Origin of the sequence: Staphylococcus sp. FSL W8-0056 (assembly GCF_037963075.1) — a bacterium.
GTDB classification, from domain to species: domain Bacteria; phylum Bacillota; class Bacilli; order Staphylococcales; family Staphylococcaceae; genus Staphylococcus; species Staphylococcus aureus.
On record NZ_CP150142.1, the window covers coordinates 2,048,164 to 2,065,805 of the forward strand.

Consider the following 17,642-nt stretch of genomic DNA (forward strand, 5'->3'; position numbering starts at 1 on the left):
TATGTCAAACGTACTAACAGAAATAGATAGTCAATATCCATATATGACTAAAAATGAAAAAAAGATAGCTAAATTTATACTAAATTCACCTCAAAAGGTGATTAAAATGAGGTCTCAAGACTTAGCAAGCTTATTAGATATTAGTACATCATCAGTCATTCGATTCAGCAAGAAAATTACTGATGGCGGTTTTCACGACTTGAAAATAAATATATCTAAATATGTTCCTAAAGCATCATCAATTTACAATGTTGAATTAATGAATAACGAAAGCACAGAATCTTTAAGAACTAAACTCCATACACGTACTACACGCGCACTTAATCATGCAAATAACGAATTAAATGATAAAACTATTGATCAAATATGTCATTGTTTAAAACGTTCTGAGACGATTTTTATATATGGTTTTGGCGCATCTTTTGTAGTTGCTACCGACTTATACCAAAAGTTATCAAGAATAGGTCTTAATATTCAACTTGTTCAAGAAACACATATTTTTGCTACATTATTAGCAACTCACAATTCGAACGACAGTGTTATTCTTATTACTAACAATGGTACGCAAAGTGAAATGCAATCAATGGTTAAAGTTATTGATGACTACCATATACCTATAATTACAATTACTAGTACAAGGGATAATCCCGTAGCACAGGCATCAAATATTGTTTTAACTTATGGGAAAACTGATGAAAATGAGATGCATATGGGAGCAACAACTTCATTATTTGCTCAAATGTTCACTATTGATATTTTATATTATCGTTATGTTGCATTAAATTATCACGCATCATTAGATTTCATAACACAATCTAAAATGGCTTTAGATAACTATCGTAAACATTTATCAAATATTAACTTTAAACATTAACAGTCTTATATAAATTCTTTAATCATGTCATATAATAATTTATGCATCATTTTCAAAGCTTACATGTCTTTTATCTTGTATAACATACGCATATGACCAATGATTTGATAAGGCCATTCAATTTCTTATATTAAAAACAAACGCAGTTGATTAACGGATTCATTCCATATATCAATTGCGTTTGTTATTTTAATAATGCTATTTTTTATTTTAAAGCCCACAGTAAAAACTAACGATAATATTGCCACTTATAAGTTTTTCACACTACAACTTCGATTTAAGCTATATTTATAAAAAAATGCGCCTACTCATAACATTCTTTGGCTATTTAACTTTAATAAGCTAGGGCCAAATTTGTCATAAAATAAGCGCACATTATAATCATACTATTTTGCTTTTACATTATTTTTATTATATCTAATAAAGTAATAAATCGTTACAATCGTTAAGAAGATGACACCAATTAGCACTGATATTCTAGTTTCAACATTAAATACCATACCAACCAATACTAATATTAAGAATAAGATTGTTAAATAGTTAGTTACTGCGCCACCAGGCATTTTGAATGGGTGACCTTCCAATTCTTCAGGATGTAATTTTCTAAAACGTAAGTGACTGAATAAAATCATAAACCAAGGAATCATACCTGGTAAAATAGACGCACTATAAACGTATACGAAAATACTCTTCGCTCCATCGATATATAAAGGTAAAATTACGTTTAATAAAGCACCAATTAAAATACCAAGAGATACTGCTACAACAGTGTACAATGGTACACCATTTCTCATGATTTTAGTAAATATTTTTGGCATTTCACCTTTATGAGCAAGTGTATAAATCATACGACTCGCACTGAAAATACCTGAGTTACATCCTGACATTGCTGCAGTTAATACAACAAAGTTAATTAATCCAGCTGCAAATGTAATACCGATTTTAGCAAATGTTGCAACAAACGGACTTCCAATGTCTCCTAATTGATTCCAAGGATACACTGAAACAATAACAAAAATAGCGCCTAAATAGAAAATTAAAATTCTCCAGATAACACCATTCACTGCTTTAACGATATTTTTCTGAGGATCTTTAGTTTCACCTGCCGTAATACCTATCAGTTCCACACCTTGGTATGAACCAATTACAATTGATAATGCAAAGAAGAAACCAACAATACCATTTGGCATAAATCCGCCATTTGTCCATAGATTAGAAATACCTACCGCATGGCCACCATTTCCAAAACCAAAGAAAATAAGACCAAAACCAGCAATAATCATTAAAATAATTGTTACAACTTTAATTAAAGCAAACCAAAATTCAAATTCTCCAAACGCTTTTACCGAGAATAAATTCGCTGCCATTAATAATAAAATAGCAATAACACCAGGAATCCAAGTTGGCAATTCCGGGAACCAAAACTTCATATATTCTCCTACTGCGATGACCTCACTCATACCAACTACAATCCATTGGAATATATTACTCCATGCTGTCATATAACCTGCTGCAGGATGTATATAATCACTTGCAAATGTTGCAAATGATCCTGTTGTAGGGTTTAAATAAATCATTTCCCCCATTGCTCTCATGATTAAAAATAAAAAGATACCCGCAATTAAATATGCAAGGATAACTGATGGGCCTGTCCATTTAATTGTACTTGTGGCACCCATGAAAAGCCCCACGCCAATCGTACCACCAAGTGCAATCATTTGAATTTGACGGGCACTCAATCCCCTTTGTAGTTCATTGTTCTCCATAACTTCTTACCCCATCTCTGATTGATACTAAATAAATCCATAAAAAAACTTATTGCCGTAATTATACTATAAATTATCGATTTTGGTACATTAATATTTGCATACCATGCAATCGTTTACAGAACTACTATAGCAGGCTTTTGCAACTTTGCAAACAATTATTTTGTGATTTTTCTAAAAAATTAAAAAAGTTGCTCAAGTACCGTTGAGTCACATACAACTTCAGCTATTCTCGGTAATTATGATATAATTTTAATAATATTAAAAAGGAGTATATCAATGTTAAAACAAATACTGCCACGTGCTACAAAAATATCGATACTCTTTGCTGTAGCATTTTTCATCATAAATTATATCGGTATGGAAAAACCTGACATCCTATATTTAGTTGGAAGAACTATTATTGCAACACTTGCTTTCATACTCATTTGTCTTACATTATTTACTATTATTAATTCTCCAGAGCGCAAGATTAAACTCGGTACGACTTTACCGATTGCATTAATTATTGGTATCATTTTCGGCGCCATATTTTTAACGGTACAAATCGGTGTCATCACTGGGTTAATCATCGGTGTGATTGCTACGTTTATTTGGGAATTGATTGAAAAAAATAAAGGAGGTCGTTCATCATGACAACAGCATTAATTGGTGTAATTGTATTAATCTTACTAATTATTAGCTTTGTGCCAAACTACCGTGCTATGAAATCAGCAAAAGAACAAGGAAGTAATGCAACAAGAGCTACAATTATGGTAGGCATAGATATTATCTTAATTGTACTTATCATCGTGACATTATTATTAAAATATATGTAACTATTTAAACCACCCTATCTCATACATAAACATGAACGTTCTGCCATTTCACATACATATGGTCGTCCATTTAATGAGGTAAGGTGGTTTTCTCGTTAAAGTTTACCTTGTAATAGTAAAAAATAGCCAATTGTTGCGAGTATTAAGTAAATCATTGAACCAACAACAAAAGATCTTACTTGCACGCGAAATGGTGTCTGTTTGTTAAATATAGGACCAATCACCAAATTTCCAACGCCTAAAATTACTGGACCAGCTAGAAAAAACAATATAATGTAACCCATCATGATACGCCTCCTATTTCGTAAAGAAACGCGCTACAATTTGATCGTAATCAATATCTTTTGCTACATAATCTACATTAGAAAAGTCCTGTGCGCTTGTCATTTTATTCGTATTAACAATAACATCTAATCCAGCTGCAATCGCGGCTGTTGCACCATTTACAGAATCTTCAATAGCCAAACATTGTGTCGGCATATAATTTAATTGTTGTACTGCAGATAAATATAATTCAGGGTCAGGTTTAACTTGTTCAACATCTTCTCTACCAACAACTACCTCTATATAATCGTCTAGACCTAATGCTTTAAAGGTGGGCATTATTTCCGCTTTCACACTACTTGTGGCAATTGCCATAGGAATGTGACGTTGCTTTAAAAATGCCATCAATGATTTAATCGTATCAATCATCGGTAATGTTGTACTAGTAAGATGATGTTCTTCATAAAGTTTATCTTTATTTTCCGAACCAATCGCTTTAATTAAATGGTCATGCAAATCTGTAGCTGCTCCTCCAATAGAAGAACGATAAAAATCAATGCTTATAGGATCGGCATTATGCATCTCTAAATGTTTATTAATAACATTAAATAAATGTTGTTCCGTATCTATTATTGTTCCATCGAAATCAAATATAACTGCTCTATACATATATTTACTCCTCTATTTTTTCTCTTTATCAAAGCTTAACATAGTCCGATGACCACTTCATTCTATTAGTGCAATTATAACTTTTTTGACCAATACTTTGCTAAAATAGGCCCTGTTATATTATGAATGAAACTAAACACTGCGCCTGGTACTGCTGCAATTGGATTAAAATGCAATGCTGCTAATGACACAGCTAAACCAGAGTTCTGCATTCCAACTTCAATACTGACTGCTTTTTGATCTTGTCGATCTAATTTTAAAAGACGAGCTAACCAATATCCAATCGTATACCCTAATACGTTATGTAAAATAACTACTAAAAATATTAATAATCCTGTAGTTAAGATTTGGTGCTTACTGCCACCTACAACTATTGCTAAAATTAATGAAATAGCAACAACTGATATAATCGGCAAAGCTGTAGAAGCTTTTTCAGCAATTTTACGATTAATAATTTGCAAAACAATACCTAAAGCAATTGGAATTAATACAACTTGAACAACTGACCACAACATACTCAGGAAAGATACTTCCAACCATTCATTTGCAAATAGATATATTAACGCAGGTGTAACGAATGGCGCTAGCAACGTAGAGACCGTCGTAATAGAAACAGAAAGTGCTACGTTAGCTTTGGCTAAATAACTCATTACATTACTTGATGTCCCACCCGGACAACATCCAACTAATATTACGCCAACAGCAATATCAGGTGGTAAATGAAAAGACTTTGCAATTATAAATGCTAATGTGGGCATAATACTGAATTGTAGACAGACACCAATAATTACTGCTCTAGGTGCTTTAAAGACCATTTTGAAATCATTAGGTGTAATTGTTAATCCCATACCTAACATAACAATACCAAGTAAATAAGGTACCCACTTACCTAATGTCGCAACATGTTGTGGGAAAATAAATCCAATAACAGCTGCTACTAACATCCATACCAAAAAACTCTTCGTGGCAAATATACTCAATTTTTGAAACATTGTTAACACATCCTCGTCGATAATATTGAAAAATATTACCATAAGACCAGTAAGGTTACAATTACTTTTCTGAAAATTAAGATTATTTAGCCATTCTCTTCTTATTGCAAATATTTTATCACTGATAAACAATTATTTTAAACTTCATTCAAAAGTCTTAGTGAATAAAGAAAAAAAGCGTGGTAAAATCAACTTGAACAAAATTAAGTCACCTTTATAAATATTAAACGTGTATTTAATGCCATGTATTCCTCGGGAGGTCCTCACATGTTAATTGATAAATTCGAAACATACATCATCAACATCGCCGGTTTAAATGACCGTACTACTAGAAAAAAATTAAGTAAGTTATGCAAAAGTGTACAATTTTGTGATGCGTTGCAATTCTCAATAAACAAACAGTTTAATCAGTATGTATTAGAAATTAGCTTACCAAAGCAACAACTTCCATACTTCATTTCATTTTTAAGTTTTCATCAGTATAGTATTTTCCAAGTACTTTCACCAAAGAAAATAAATGAATTACTTGATTCTGATAATTTATATCAATCTGCAAAGCGTTTCGATATCAATATTGATGGCTTGCAAGATGCTTTCATTAAAGACAAAGTCATCGATATTATGAATATGTTCCAAAATCACACTGATATCACTTATACGTTGAATAAGTCTCATGCACATATTATATGTACGCCAGAAATATTTGCTAAATTGTTACATACGATTGCAACTAGAAATATCGACATTCTATCTGCCAATTATAGATCGTCATCTATGAGCAAAGCTCGTATATCATAATAAAAGACACATCTATACGATGATCATTTACAATGATTGCGTATAGTGATGTGTCTTTTTTTGTATTATTTATCTTCGGACGATTGATCCTCAACCATTTGTTCAAATGCTTCACGAACTTGTGGTACTGTCATACCTACTACAACTTGGATACTCTTACCACTCTTTACTAATCCGTGTGCCATTTGTTGATGCGTGAAATATTCCGTATCCGCAACTTTACTTTCATCATAAACAGTTAAGCGTAATCTTGTTGTACAGTTAGTAACATCTTTGATATTTTCTTTGCCGCCTAAACCGTCGAGGTAATACGCAGCTTTGTCTTCGTATTCATTACCTGTTGAAGCACGTTTAGAATCTACGCTATCACCTTTTTTATTTTTGTAATCTTGCTTAGAAAATAATTTAACTTCCTCTTCTGTTTTCTTACGTCCAGGTAATGGAATATCAAATTTCAAAATTAAGAATCTGAATAAGAAGAAGTAAATCGCTACAAATATCAGACCGATAATAACTTGTGCAACATAAGTACCCCAATGTTCTTTACCTAATGGCAACCAGTTTGTTGAAATAAAGTCTAACAAGCCACCACCCATGTTACCTACAACACCAAATGCGTACATTAAAGTATCCATTGATGCTGCTAAAACTGCGTGTAAAACAAATAAGTATGGTGCGATGAATAAGAATGTAAATTCTAATGGCTCAGTAATACCTACAACGACTGCTGTTAATGTTGCAGGAATAAGTAATGCTGCTACTTTTTTACGATTTTCTTTAGGTGTCGTAGCATACATTGCTAAAGCAATACCTAAACATCCAAATACTTTCCCATTTCCTTGAAGCATAAAGCCATAAGGGAATTGCTCTTTTAATGGCTTAGTACTCTTAGCAAACTCATTTAAATGTTGTAACCATTCAGCTTTCAAGCCATGATTGACTACTACTGGTCCAACTTCAATTGGTGCATAAATAAAGTGATGTAATCCTGTTGGTATTAATACACGTTCTAAGAAGTGGTACAGCCAAACACCGATATAGCCTGAAGCGATGATAAAGTGTTGCATTGAACCAATACCGTGCTGAACAGTTGGCCAAATAACACAAGTAATTGCTGCTAATGGTAACATCACAAAAAATGAAATTGTAACCACAAATGTTAAACCTTGGAATACACCAACCATTTCTGGTAATCGTTTACTGTAGTATCTATTGTGAATCCACGTAATAATAGCTGAAATAATAATACCACCTAGAATATTCGTATCCAATGTGGCAATACCTGCAATTGATTTTAAACCAGGTACATTTTCAACGCCTTTTTCTAAATTAGCGCCAAATGTATGTGGCCATTGCGTTAAAATGGCATTTATAAATGTATTAAACATTAAGTAACCCATCAATGCTGCAAGCGCTGCATGACCTGGTGCTTTTTTAGCTAAAGAAAGTGGTAAACCTACAACAAATACAACTTCCATATGCGTAAAAATAACCCAGCCACCAGATTCTATCACTGACCAAAATTTAAACCAAAACGTATGTTGATCTGCTAAACTCCCCATGATTGTAGGATTTTTAAATAATGTCGCAAAGCCAAGCACTATCCCAAAGAAAGCGAACATTAATACCGGTACAATCATTGCACTACCGAAACGCTTTATCGCATTCATCTTCTATTCCCTCCATATCATCTTTCCTAACAATACATCTAATTAGATTCATTTATAAATAGATGTCTTACTATTTAAATATAATATATAGTAAACGCTTACACACCTACAACGACATTGACGTATTTTGAAAGTATTTTGTATAATCAGATTATCTTTTCATATAGTGAAAATTTTTTCACGACCTTATATATGACATCGTTGTATTTGTAATACATTCGTTTTAAACGCATAATCAAACCTATATCAATACACAAATATATATAATGACATACAAGATTTTAATGTAATAACGATCTATCACACATTTATTTTCAAGGAGGTTGAATATGTTTTTAGATGAACACATTAATCGAAACTTTGATAAACTTAATGATAATGATTTACATATCGCTCACTTTATCAATACACATATAGATGAATGTAAAAATATGAAAATACAAGATTTAGCGCAATTCACACATGCCTCGAATGCAACCATTCACAGATTTACACGCAAATTAGGTTTTGACGGTTATAGTGATTTTAAATCGTACCTTAAATTTGAAAGTAATAAGACACACCAATTACCTTCTAACTCTATCGATAGTTTCAAACAAGAAATCGATAGTACATTCAGTTATTTAGAACGCGTTGATTACCAGCTTCTTACTGAAAAAATGCATACAGCTTCAACAATATATTTGTATGGTACAGGGCGTGCACAGTTAAACGTTGCTTCAGAGGCACAGCGTATATTGTTAACGTTACATAATCATGTCATTGTACTTCATGATGAACATGAACTTAAAATGATTTTGAACAAGAGTGAACCTAATGATTTATTCTTTATTATTTCATTATCAGGTGAAACACATGAATTATTAGAAGTAACAAACTTGCTTCAACTTAGACAAAAATACTTTATTTCTGTTACTACAATGAAAGATAATACCCTTGCTCAAAAAGCAAATTACAACGTCTATGTATCCAGTAACACATTCTACTTAACTGATGGTACAGACTATTCTAGCTTCATCAGTTATCATATATTCTTTGAAACACTTGTAAGAAAATATAATGAGTATTTACTACATAATGATATTTCAAATTAGAAAAAAGGAAGTTATGATTTAATGGCCTTGAGCCTATCATAACTTCCTTTTATCATTTTATTGTTGTGTTGATGTTTCGATAACGTGGTACATCTTATCAAACATCAATTCGAAACCATGCACCATGGCATCATGATATTCTTTTTTCTTTTGCTTGTATTCTAAATTAGTAAATCGTCTTTCTTTTTCAACTAATGAACGATAATAAAATAGCATTTGGGTGCCACCTGTTTCACGTTCAAAAAATTCTACCTCAATGACATCTTGTGTTTCACTTAGTCCAGGCATACCGATAGTCATCTTAACGTATTCATCCATAACTAAAGATTCATAAATGCCTTCAATCACATTTACTTTGCCATTACGTTGTTGATCTACAATACGATATTTACCGCCTTCTTTAACGTCCGCTTCAATCTCTTTATTCGTTCTGGCTGATGTCATAAACCATTGTTTCAACAAATCTTTCTTTGTCCAAGCTTCGTATACTAACTCTGGAGAAAATTTATAAAGCTTTTCAATTTCAACTTCGACATGTTCATTCTCTACATTAAATTTTGCCACTGTTGTCCACCCACTTTCGCTCTTACTTTTATTTTAACGTATTTTTGCTCAGTTCCAAACATAGATGATCATCATTTTTAAAAGATTAGCGTTATACGGTGAGTACAACATGATCTGTTAATATAACAAGCCACCTTACTTGGCTACATCGATATATTGTTAAGCATTAATGTTTCATTTCTTGACTAGTGTTCTTTTTTAGCTTTGGAAAATTAAATAAAATCGCAATAAGTCCGCATACACCTAATAATATAGGATAAATGCTGTATGGGAATAACATTAATGGTGAAATACCAGCTACACCAGCCGCTGAAATGACTTGCGGGCTATATGGTAATAAACCTTGGAAGCAGCCTCCAAATATATCAAGAATACTTGCTGATTTCCTTGAATCTACATCATATTCATCTGCAATATTTTTAGCTAAAGGACCTGACATAATAATAGAGATGGTGTTGTTTGCCGTGGCAATATCTGCGACACTTACCAAACTCGCAATTCCTAATTCTGCGCCACGCTTTGATTTCACTTTAGAGCGAACAAATTGCAACAACCATTCAATACCACCATTGTGTTGAATAATACCGACTAAACCACCAATTAGCAACGCAATCATAGCAATATCTTCCATGCTTATAATACCTTTGGACACTGCATCTAGTAGTCCCATCCAACCGAATGAACCATCTATGAGACCAATGATTCCAGCTAATAATGTTCCGCCAATCAATACGATAATGACATTTACACCTAATAATGCTAATACCAATACTAAAATATACGGTACAACTTTAATTAGATTATAATCATAGTTTTTAGCATGATTTAAAGAAATGCCATTCGTTAAGAAATACAGAATAATAATCGTTAAAATAGCACCTGGCAATACAATTTTAAAGTTTACTCTGAATTTATCTTTCATTTTCGTATGTTGTGTTCTAACCGCAGCAATTGTTGTATCTGAAATCATTGATAGATTATCGCCGAACATTGCACCTCCAACAACTGTAGCCATTGCTAGCGCAGTTGGTACATCTGTCGCTTGTGCAAATCCGTAACCAACAGGTGCTATTGCAGCAACAGTTCCTACAGACGTCCCCATAGATATAGAAACAAACATACAAATCACAAACAATCCTACAATAATTAAATTTTCTGGGATTAATGATAGTCCTAAATTAACTGTCGACTTTACGCCACCCATTTTTTCAGCTGTATTTGAAAATGCACCTGCTAAAATAAAAATCAACATCATTAAAATAATGTTTGAATGGCCTGCACCTTTCGTGAAGACCTCAACTTTTTTAGCAAATGATTCTTTTCGATTCATTAATAACGCCACAATTACCGTTATCGTAATTGCAACATTTAATGGCATTGAAGTAAAATCACCTGTGATAATACCTACGCCTAAAAACAACGCCACAAATAATAACAAGGGGAATAATGCCCAAGCATTGCTCTTTTTATGTACTTCCATCCTTTTTACCTGCTTTCCAATTAAAAATACCTCTTTCTCACAAACGATGAAGAAAGAGGTTTTCATGTGCTTTACCTGCTTATCTTCAAACCATTACGGTTACTGGAATTGGCACATTCGAGATGTTGCCGAGGCTTCATAGGGCCAGTCCCTCCACCTCTCTAGATAAGTGATGCTTATTTACGTTTACGTTACAAGATAATCCTTAGTACGTCAATCATAAATTAATCAGGAGTCGTATAATATTTTTCATAAACAATCATTGCTACTGTAATAATAATCAAAACAATAATGCTAATAACAAGTAAAAGCCACCATTTAAGCATTAATGCAATAAAAATGAACACGATAGACACACTTACTAATATTAATGATATGACTTTAAATTGCTGAACACGTTGCTTGGAGATGACTTTCAACTGTTTGTTTGATAGACGCGTATTTTTTATACTGATTCCCAGTATATTTTCTAATATTTGAACCAATACGATACTTATTGCAAATATAATAATTGGTAAAACATCATAGCTCCCTATAGTTAATGTATAAATTACAAATCCAATGTAAAGTAACCCTGAGACAAAGGATAAAAAGTATGCGACGTATTTGTTAAACTTAATGATATGCTTTTTAACGTTTTGATGGGTAAACCATACATTCATAATAATCGCAACTGCTACAAATAATGTGAATACTATATATAATGGTAATTTTTGTTCAGGAAAAACAGTCGCTATTCCAAAAGCTAATGCTAAAATCAAAAATAATATAGCTCTAGATACTATTAATGCCATAATAACAACCCCTTTGTTTAATATCGAGTTTGCAAATTTACGTTTATCAGCATTTCTATGATCAGTACTTCTACGGGTAGCGTTTCTATGTAATTTACATCATCTTAACATATAAATACTTCGCTATTTAATTGAAAACATATCTTATTATTCTTTGTCCGTTCTGACATTTAATATCTAACCTTAGGCATTTCACTTGTTAATAAATTTAACTTTCTTCCACTAACCGTCCCTAAACCCAATCCCGCAACAGTTTTTAACTTTTTCGTTGTTGTCCTGACATCCTCATTAAGAAAGTTTATTCTGCTTAAAACTTATAATCCACACCCTGAGCAAACGCTCCTTATGACAGAGTATTAAAATAAGCCGATAAAGATACACACCTTTACCGACTATTTAAAATACACTTCACCAATTCATTTTAATTTAATGGATTGAAGTAACTAAATTAATATTATGCTGTTCAATTAAAAGCTTCATACAACCCTAATCTATTTGCACTCCACCGCTAACACCGAACACTTGTCCAGTTGTATAACTTGATTCCTCTGACGCTAATAGCACATAAGTTCCACATAACTCAACAGGTTGACCTGCACGACCTAAAGGTGTTTTTTGACCAAATGTTGGGATTTTACTTTGAGGTTGCCCACCAGAAATTTGTAATGGTGACCAGAATGGACCAGGTGCTACACAGTTCACTCTAATTCCTTTTGGTCCTAATTCTTCTGAAAAACTTTTAGTTAATGAAATAATTGCTGCTTTTGAAGCGGCATAATCATGAAGAATAGGACTAGGATTATAACCTTGTACAGATGATGTCGTTGTAATTGACGCACCCGGTTTTAAATATTCCAATGCTTTTTGAACTGTCCAAAATAGCGGATAGACATTCGTTTCAAATGTTTCTGTAAATGCCTCAGTTGTAAATCCATGAATATCATCATGATACTGTTGATGTCCAGCAACTAAAGTAACATTATCTAAGCCACCTAATTGTTGATATGCTTGTTCAACAAGGTCATAGTTGAACTGCTCATCTCTTATATCACCAGGAATTAACACTGCCTTTTGACCACTTTCTTCAATTACTTGGCGTACTTCTTGTGCATCTTGTTCTTCACTCGGAAGATAGTTAATCGCTACATCTGCACCTTCTTTAGCATACGCAATTGCTGCTGCACGCCCTATTGCTGAGTCACCACCTGTGACTAACATTTTATAGCCTTGTAAGCGTTGATGACCTTGGTAAGACGTTTCGCCACAATCAGGTGCTGGCGTCATTTCAGATTGTAAACCCGGTACCTCTTGTTCTTGTTTTTCATATTCCGTTGTTTTAAATTTTGTTCTAGGATCTTGAGTTGCCATTTTTTAACATCTCCTTATTCGCTTAATGGTTATTATTTACCCAATCTTCCTAGGAACTTAATCATGATTACACTAAAAATTACTTTCTTCTTTATAAAAACAAGCTCGAATTACTCATGCAATAGTCTCTTTACAAATTCAACAAAATACTCAGGTACTTTTTCCAGAATCCTTTCATCCGGTTTATATTGAGGGTGATGTAAATCATATTCACTATGAGAACCAATTAACGCAAATACACTTGGAAAATGTTGACTATAACCTGAAAAATCTTCTCCAATCGTAAGCGGCTGTTCCATCATTTCCACCTTATATCCAACATGTTGGGCTACTGCAATTGCTTTATGCGTCAATGCCTCATCATTCATCACAGCGCCAGGTAAATGTGTATAATTTAAATTAATTTTCATATTATATGCTTGAGCCAATCCGTCCGCAATATCTTGTAATCGTGTTTCTACAAGCTTTCGTACCACAGGATCAAAACTACGCACTGTGCCTTGTACATACGCATGATCAGCAATGACATTCCAAGTATTACCACATGATATTTGTCCAATTGTTACTACCGCTTCATCAAACGCAGATAGATTTCTACTAACTATGGATTGAATACTATTAATCAATTGCGCCAACACAATAACTGGATCGTTGCATTGTTCTGGCTTTGCAGCATGACCACCCACGCCTTTAATATGAAACTCAAAGCGATCTACTGCTGATGTAATTGCCCCTGTTTTGATTGCAAATGTACCTACCGAACGCGATGGGTCATTATGAAAACCCAATACTGCTTGTACATCTTTTAATGCATCTGTTTCAATAATTTTAAAAGCGCCATGTCCTAGTTCTTCTGCTGGTTGAAAAATGAATTTAACACGCCCAGTAAGAGTGCCCTCAATTTCTTTTAATTTTACAGCCGTAGCCAAAATACTAGCCATGTGAATATCATGACCGCACGCATGCATAACACCTTCATTTTCAGATTTAAAATCCTGTTCAACAAGCTCTTGAATCGGTAAAGCATCAATGTCAGCCCGAACAGCTATACAACTCAGACCTTGTCCCACTTCAGCAACCAGCCCAGTCATAAGCGGTAAGTCTAATATTCTAATATGATGTTCTGTTAAAATATCTTTAATTTTTTGTGTAGTCTTAAATTCTTTATCGGATAGTTCTGGAAATTGATGAAAATACCTTCTCCAGGTAACAGCTTGATCTTTTAATCCCATCGGTCATTCCCCTTCCTTAAGTCAATGATATGTTGTCTACCCTACGATGATCATCTTTGACTATTAAACGATGATTTCACAACAATGTACTCTTGTTAATTACTTTCGCTAATGATAGACAGTTGTTTAATAATATCGTAACACTGTTGTCAAACTATTCTAACTTTTATAATTAAGAATCTATACAAAAACGTGTTCTCGGATAAACTTGTTTTTACAAACCACAAAAGCTCTAAACATTAGTGTAAACCAATGCTTAGAGCTTTCTAATTATTTTATGCTTTAAAAGATAATGTGTTATCTACGATGACCTTACCGTCTTTAATAACTTTTTCTGCGTGATTGATACCAAAATGATATGGAATATATTCATGATTTGGTGCATCCCAAATTACTAAATTAGCCTTATCACCTGTGTTAATTGTACCCGCGTTAATATCTATTGCTTTAGCAGCGTTGACCGTAACAGCATTCCACACTTCACTAGGCGAAAGCTTTAATTTTAATGCTGCAATGGCCATAACAAGTTGCAAGTTATTCGTTACACTGCTGCCTGGATTATAATCAGTAGCTAACGCGATGGCACCATTATTATCAAGCATACCTCTCGCATCTGCATAATCTTCTTTACCTAAATAGAACGTCGTTGCAGGTAAGAGGACAGCTACAGTATCACTATTTCGCAACTTTTCTTTTCCTTTATCACTAGAAGCTACTAAGTGGTCTGCTGATATTGCTTGTTCATCAATTGCTAATTCCAGTCCGCCTAACGGATCAATTTCATCCGCATGTATTTTCACTTTAAAACCTGCTTCTTTGGCTTTTTGCATATAATGTTGCGATTGTTCTATTGTAAATACACCTGTTTCACAGAAAATATCCGCAAAGTCTGCATATTGTTTTACTTCCGGAAGTAACGCAATCATTTCTTCTAAAAATGCCTCATTTGAACTTGCCTCTTTAGGTACAGCATGAGGCCCTAGGAAAGTATGTTTCATGTCTAAATCATATTTCTCAGCTAAACGATTAGACACTTTCAATTGCTTCAGTTCATTTTCTCTATCTAATCCATAACCACTCTTACTTTCAACTGCAAGCACGCCGTGTTTAATCATAGTAAGCAAATCATGCTCTGCTTTTTTAAACAAGTCATCTTCGGATGTTTCTCTAGTAGCATTAACGGTAGATAATATGCCACCACCCATTTCTAATATTTCAAGGTAAGACTTACCTTGACGTTTTAATGACATCTCATGTTCTCGAGATCCACCAAATGTTAAATGGGTATGAGCATCTACTAATGCCGGAGAAACTACTTTTCCACTAGCATCTATCGTCTCAGTCGCATCATAGTCATCTGTATGTTGTCCAGCATATACAATTTTGCCATCTTTAATGACAACTGTACCATTTTTCACAACATTTAATTCATCTAATTCCTTACCCTTCAAAGGTTTATCTGTTGATTTCGGTAAAATTAATTCTGCTATGTGATTAATTATTAAATCATTCATTATTTATCACCTGCTTTATCAATCATTGGAATATGAATACCTTTTTCTTTAGCTGTTTGAATAGCGATGTCATAGCCAGCATCAACATGTCGGGCAACACCCATACCTGGATCAGTCGTCAATACACGTTCCAATCTTCTTTCAGCACGCTCTGATCCATCTGCTACAACAACCATACCCGCATGAAGTGAATATCCCATGCCAACACCGCCACCGTGATGGAATGAAATCCATGAACCACCTGCAGCTGTGTTAATGAGTGCATTCAATACAGCCCAATCACCAACCGCGTCACTGCCATCTTTCATACTTTCTGTTTCACGGTTAGGACTAGCAACTGAACCAGCATCTAAATGGTCTCGTCCAATAACAATTGGTGCTGAAATTTCACCGTCACGTACAAGACGATTTAAAGCTAAGCCCATTTTCGCTCTTTCTCCATAGCCTAACCAAGCAATACGTGATGGTAGTCCTTGATATGAAATTTTTTCTTCAGCTAAATCAAGCCATCTTAATAACTTTTCATTTTCTGGGAAAAGTTTGCGCATTTCTTCATCCGCACGCTCGATATCTTTTGGATCACCACTCAACGCAGCAAAGCGGAATGGCCCTTTACCTTCACAGAATAATGGTCTAATGTAAGCTGGTACAAAGCCTGGGAAGTCAAAAGCATTTTTCACTCCGTTATTGAAGGCTACTTGACGAATATTGTTACCATAATCAAATGCTACAGCGCCACGTTTTTGGAATTCAAGCATTAATTCAACATGCTTTGCCATTGAAGCTTGTGACAGTTCAACATATTTTTTCGGATCTTTTTCACGCAATACTTTCGCTTCTTCTACAGAGTATCCTTGTGGCACATATCCATTTAGCGGATCATGTGCACTTGTTTGGTCAGTAATAATGTCAATTTTAAATCCTTTTTCTAGAATCGCTTGATGGATGTCTACAGCATTTCCAACTAACCCGATTGATAATCCTTCTCCACGTTCTTTCGCCTCTTCTGCTAATTTTAATGCTTCATCTAAATCAGCTGTTTTAACATCACAGTATTTCGTATCAATTCGCTTATCAACACGTGTTTCATCAACATCCACGCAAATTGCTACCCCATGATTCATAGTAATTGCTAACGGTTGCGCACCACCCATACCACCTAAACCTGCTGTCAGTGTAACAGTGCCTGCTAAATCTCCATTAAAGTGTTGATTACCTAGCTCGGCAAATGTCTCATAAGTACCTTGCACAATACCTTGAGAACCAATATATATCCAACTACCGGCTGTCATCTGTCCATACATGATTAAACCTTTTTTATCTAATTCATTAAAATGATCCCAGTTTGCCCATTCAGGCACTAATACTGAATTTGAAATTAATACACGTGGCGCTTCTTCATGTGTTTTAAATACAGCAACTGGCTTTCCTGATTGTACTAACATTGTCTCATCTGATTCTAATTCTCGTAACGTTTTCTCTATTGCTTCAAAAGCTTCCCAATTACGTGCTGCTTTTCCAATACCACCATAAACAACTAAATCTTCTGGTCTTTCAGCAACTTCTGGGTCTAAATTGTTGTATAACATTCTAAGTACTGCTTCTTGTTCCCAACCTTTACACTCAATACTCAAACCTTTTTTTGCTTGAATTTTTCTCATAAAATTCGCTCCTGTTCTTTTAAGAAGTTAATTCCACTAAATTTAAAACGCTTACATTATTATCTTCAATATTCATTATAGTAT

17 protein-coding genes and 1 riboswitch are annotated in these 17,642 nt (G+C 33.9%); of the genes, 5 read left to right on the top strand and 12 right to left on the bottom strand.

All coding sequences use genetic code 11. From position 1 onward, the window contains the following. Position 1 precedes the first annotated feature (1 nt). On the top strand, positions 2 to 874 hold the full coding sequence (locus tag NSS86_RS10500; RefSeq protein ID WP_000073195.1) for a MurR/RpiR family transcriptional regulator: 873 nt from the start codon (positions 2 to 4) through the stop codon (positions 872 to 874). 386 nt (positions 875 to 1,260) lie between these two features. On the opposite strand, the gene NSS86_RS10505 is transcribed toward NSS86_RS10500, so the two are convergent. After that, complete coding sequence (locus tag NSS86_RS10505; protein ID WP_000429674.1) at positions 1,261 to 2,640, bottom strand: amino acid permease; 1,380 nt, start codon at positions 2,638 to 2,640, stop codon at positions 1,261 to 1,263. A 279-nt stretch (positions 2,641 to 2,919) separates the two neighbouring features. Here NSS86_RS10505 and NSS86_RS10510 point away from each other — a divergent pair, with 279 nt between their 5' ends. Together NSS86_RS10510 and NSS86_RS10515 are read left to right on the top strand one after the other, a co-directional pair. Continuing rightward, entirely contained in the window at positions 2,920 to 3,276 is a 357-nt protein-coding gene (locus NSS86_RS10510) for a hypothetical protein (protein ID WP_000917669.1), read from the top strand. Then, on the top strand, positions 3,273 to 3,458 hold the full coding sequence (locus NSS86_RS10515) for a hypothetical protein (RefSeq protein ID WP_000205307.1): 186 nt from the start codon (positions 3,273 to 3,275) through the stop codon (positions 3,456 to 3,458). The genes NSS86_RS10510 and NSS86_RS10515 overlap by 4 nt, the downstream gene beginning before the upstream one ends. Positions 3,459 to 3,553: 95 nt before the next feature. Here the strand turns inward: NSS86_RS10515 and NSS86_RS10520 are convergent, their stop codons facing one another. The 3 genes from NSS86_RS10520 to NSS86_RS10530 form a co-directional block, all read right to left on the bottom strand. Continuing rightward, positions 3,554 to 3,745, bottom strand: coding sequence for a hypothetical protein (locus tag NSS86_RS10520; protein ID WP_000971980.1), 192 nt, complete (start codon positions 3,743 to 3,745; stop codon positions 3,554 to 3,556). Between the two features lie 10 nt (positions 3,746 to 3,755). Next, positions 3,756 to 4,391 carry an HAD family hydrolase gene (locus NSS86_RS10525; RefSeq protein ID WP_000285450.1) on the bottom strand — a complete coding sequence of 212 codons (636 nt, stop codon included), beginning with the start codon at positions 4,389 to 4,391 and terminating at the stop codon, positions 3,756 to 3,758. Positions 4,392 to 4,465: 74 nt separating this feature from the next. Further along, positions 4,466 to 5,383, bottom strand: coding sequence for a bile acid:sodium symporter family protein (locus tag NSS86_RS10530; protein WP_000486810.1), 918 nt, complete (start codon positions 5,381 to 5,383; stop codon positions 4,466 to 4,468). Positions 5,384 to 5,650: 267 nt separating this feature from the next. Here NSS86_RS10530 and NSS86_RS10535 point away from each other — a divergent pair, with 267 nt between their 5' ends. Beyond that, complete coding sequence (locus NSS86_RS10535; RefSeq protein WP_000904065.1) at positions 5,651 to 6,181, top strand: hypothetical protein; 531 nt, start codon at positions 5,651 to 5,653, stop codon at positions 6,179 to 6,181. A gap of 65 nt (positions 6,182 to 6,246) precedes the next feature. Here the strand turns inward: NSS86_RS10535 and NSS86_RS10540 are convergent, their stop codons facing one another. Next, positions 6,247 to 7,851, bottom strand: coding sequence for an alpha-glucoside-specific PTS transporter subunit IIBC (locus NSS86_RS10540; protein WP_000991504.1), 1,605 nt, complete (start codon positions 7,849 to 7,851; stop codon positions 6,247 to 6,249). Positions 7,852 to 8,180: 329 nt separating this feature from the next. On the opposite strand from NSS86_RS10540, the gene NSS86_RS10545 reads away from it, so the two are divergent. Next, positions 8,181 to 8,945, top strand: coding sequence for a MurR/RpiR family transcriptional regulator (locus tag NSS86_RS10545; RefSeq protein ID WP_000477989.1), 765 nt, complete (start codon positions 8,181 to 8,183; stop codon positions 8,943 to 8,945). Between the two features lie 57 nt (positions 8,946 to 9,002). Here the strand turns inward: NSS86_RS10545 and NSS86_RS10550 are convergent, their stop codons facing one another. The 7 genes from NSS86_RS10550 to hutU all read right to left on the bottom strand — a co-directional run bounded on the left by NSS86_RS10550 (position 9,003) and on the right by hutU (position 17,558). After that, complete coding sequence (locus tag NSS86_RS10550; protein ID WP_001051556.1) at positions 9,003 to 9,509, bottom strand: SRPBCC domain-containing protein; 507 nt, start codon at positions 9,507 to 9,509, stop codon at positions 9,003 to 9,005. A 166-nt stretch (positions 9,510 to 9,675) separates the two neighbouring features. Next, positions 9,676 to 10,989, bottom strand: coding sequence for a Na+/H+ antiporter NhaC family protein (locus NSS86_RS10555; RefSeq protein ID WP_000451828.1), 1,314 nt, complete (start codon positions 10,987 to 10,989; stop codon positions 9,676 to 9,678). Positions 10,990 to 11,065: 76 nt separating this feature from the next. Continuing rightward, positions 11,066 to 11,161, bottom strand: a riboswitch (SAM riboswitch). 52 nt (positions 11,162 to 11,213) lie between these two features. Next, the gene (locus tag NSS86_RS10560; RefSeq protein WP_001185190.1) at positions 11,214 to 11,783 is read right to left on the bottom strand and encodes a hypothetical protein; all 570 of its coding nucleotides are present in this window, start codon (positions 11,781 to 11,783) and stop codon (positions 11,214 to 11,216) included. A gap of 486 nt (positions 11,784 to 12,269) precedes the next feature. Further along, entirely contained in the window at positions 12,270 to 13,151 is an 882-nt protein-coding gene (locus tag NSS86_RS10565) for an SDR family oxidoreductase (protein WP_000235289.1), read from the bottom strand. Between the two features lie 110 nt (positions 13,152 to 13,261). Then, positions 13,262 to 14,383 carry a M20 peptidase aminoacylase family protein gene (locus NSS86_RS10570; RefSeq protein WP_000523157.1) on the bottom strand — a complete coding sequence of 374 codons (1,122 nt, stop codon included), beginning with the start codon at positions 14,381 to 14,383 and terminating at the stop codon, positions 13,262 to 13,264. 275 nt (positions 14,384 to 14,658) lie between these two features. Then, a complete protein-coding gene (hutI, locus tag NSS86_RS10575; protein ID WP_000998753.1) occupies positions 14,659 to 15,897 on the bottom strand; it encodes an imidazolonepropionase in 1,239 nt (412 codons plus the stop codon). Continuing rightward, complete coding sequence (gene hutU, locus NSS86_RS10580; RefSeq protein WP_001226823.1) at positions 15,897 to 17,558, bottom strand: urocanate hydratase; 1,662 nt, start codon at positions 17,556 to 17,558, stop codon at positions 15,897 to 15,899. The genes hutI and hutU overlap by 1 nt, the downstream gene beginning before the upstream one ends. Positions 17,559 to 17,642: the final 84 nt, after the last annotated feature.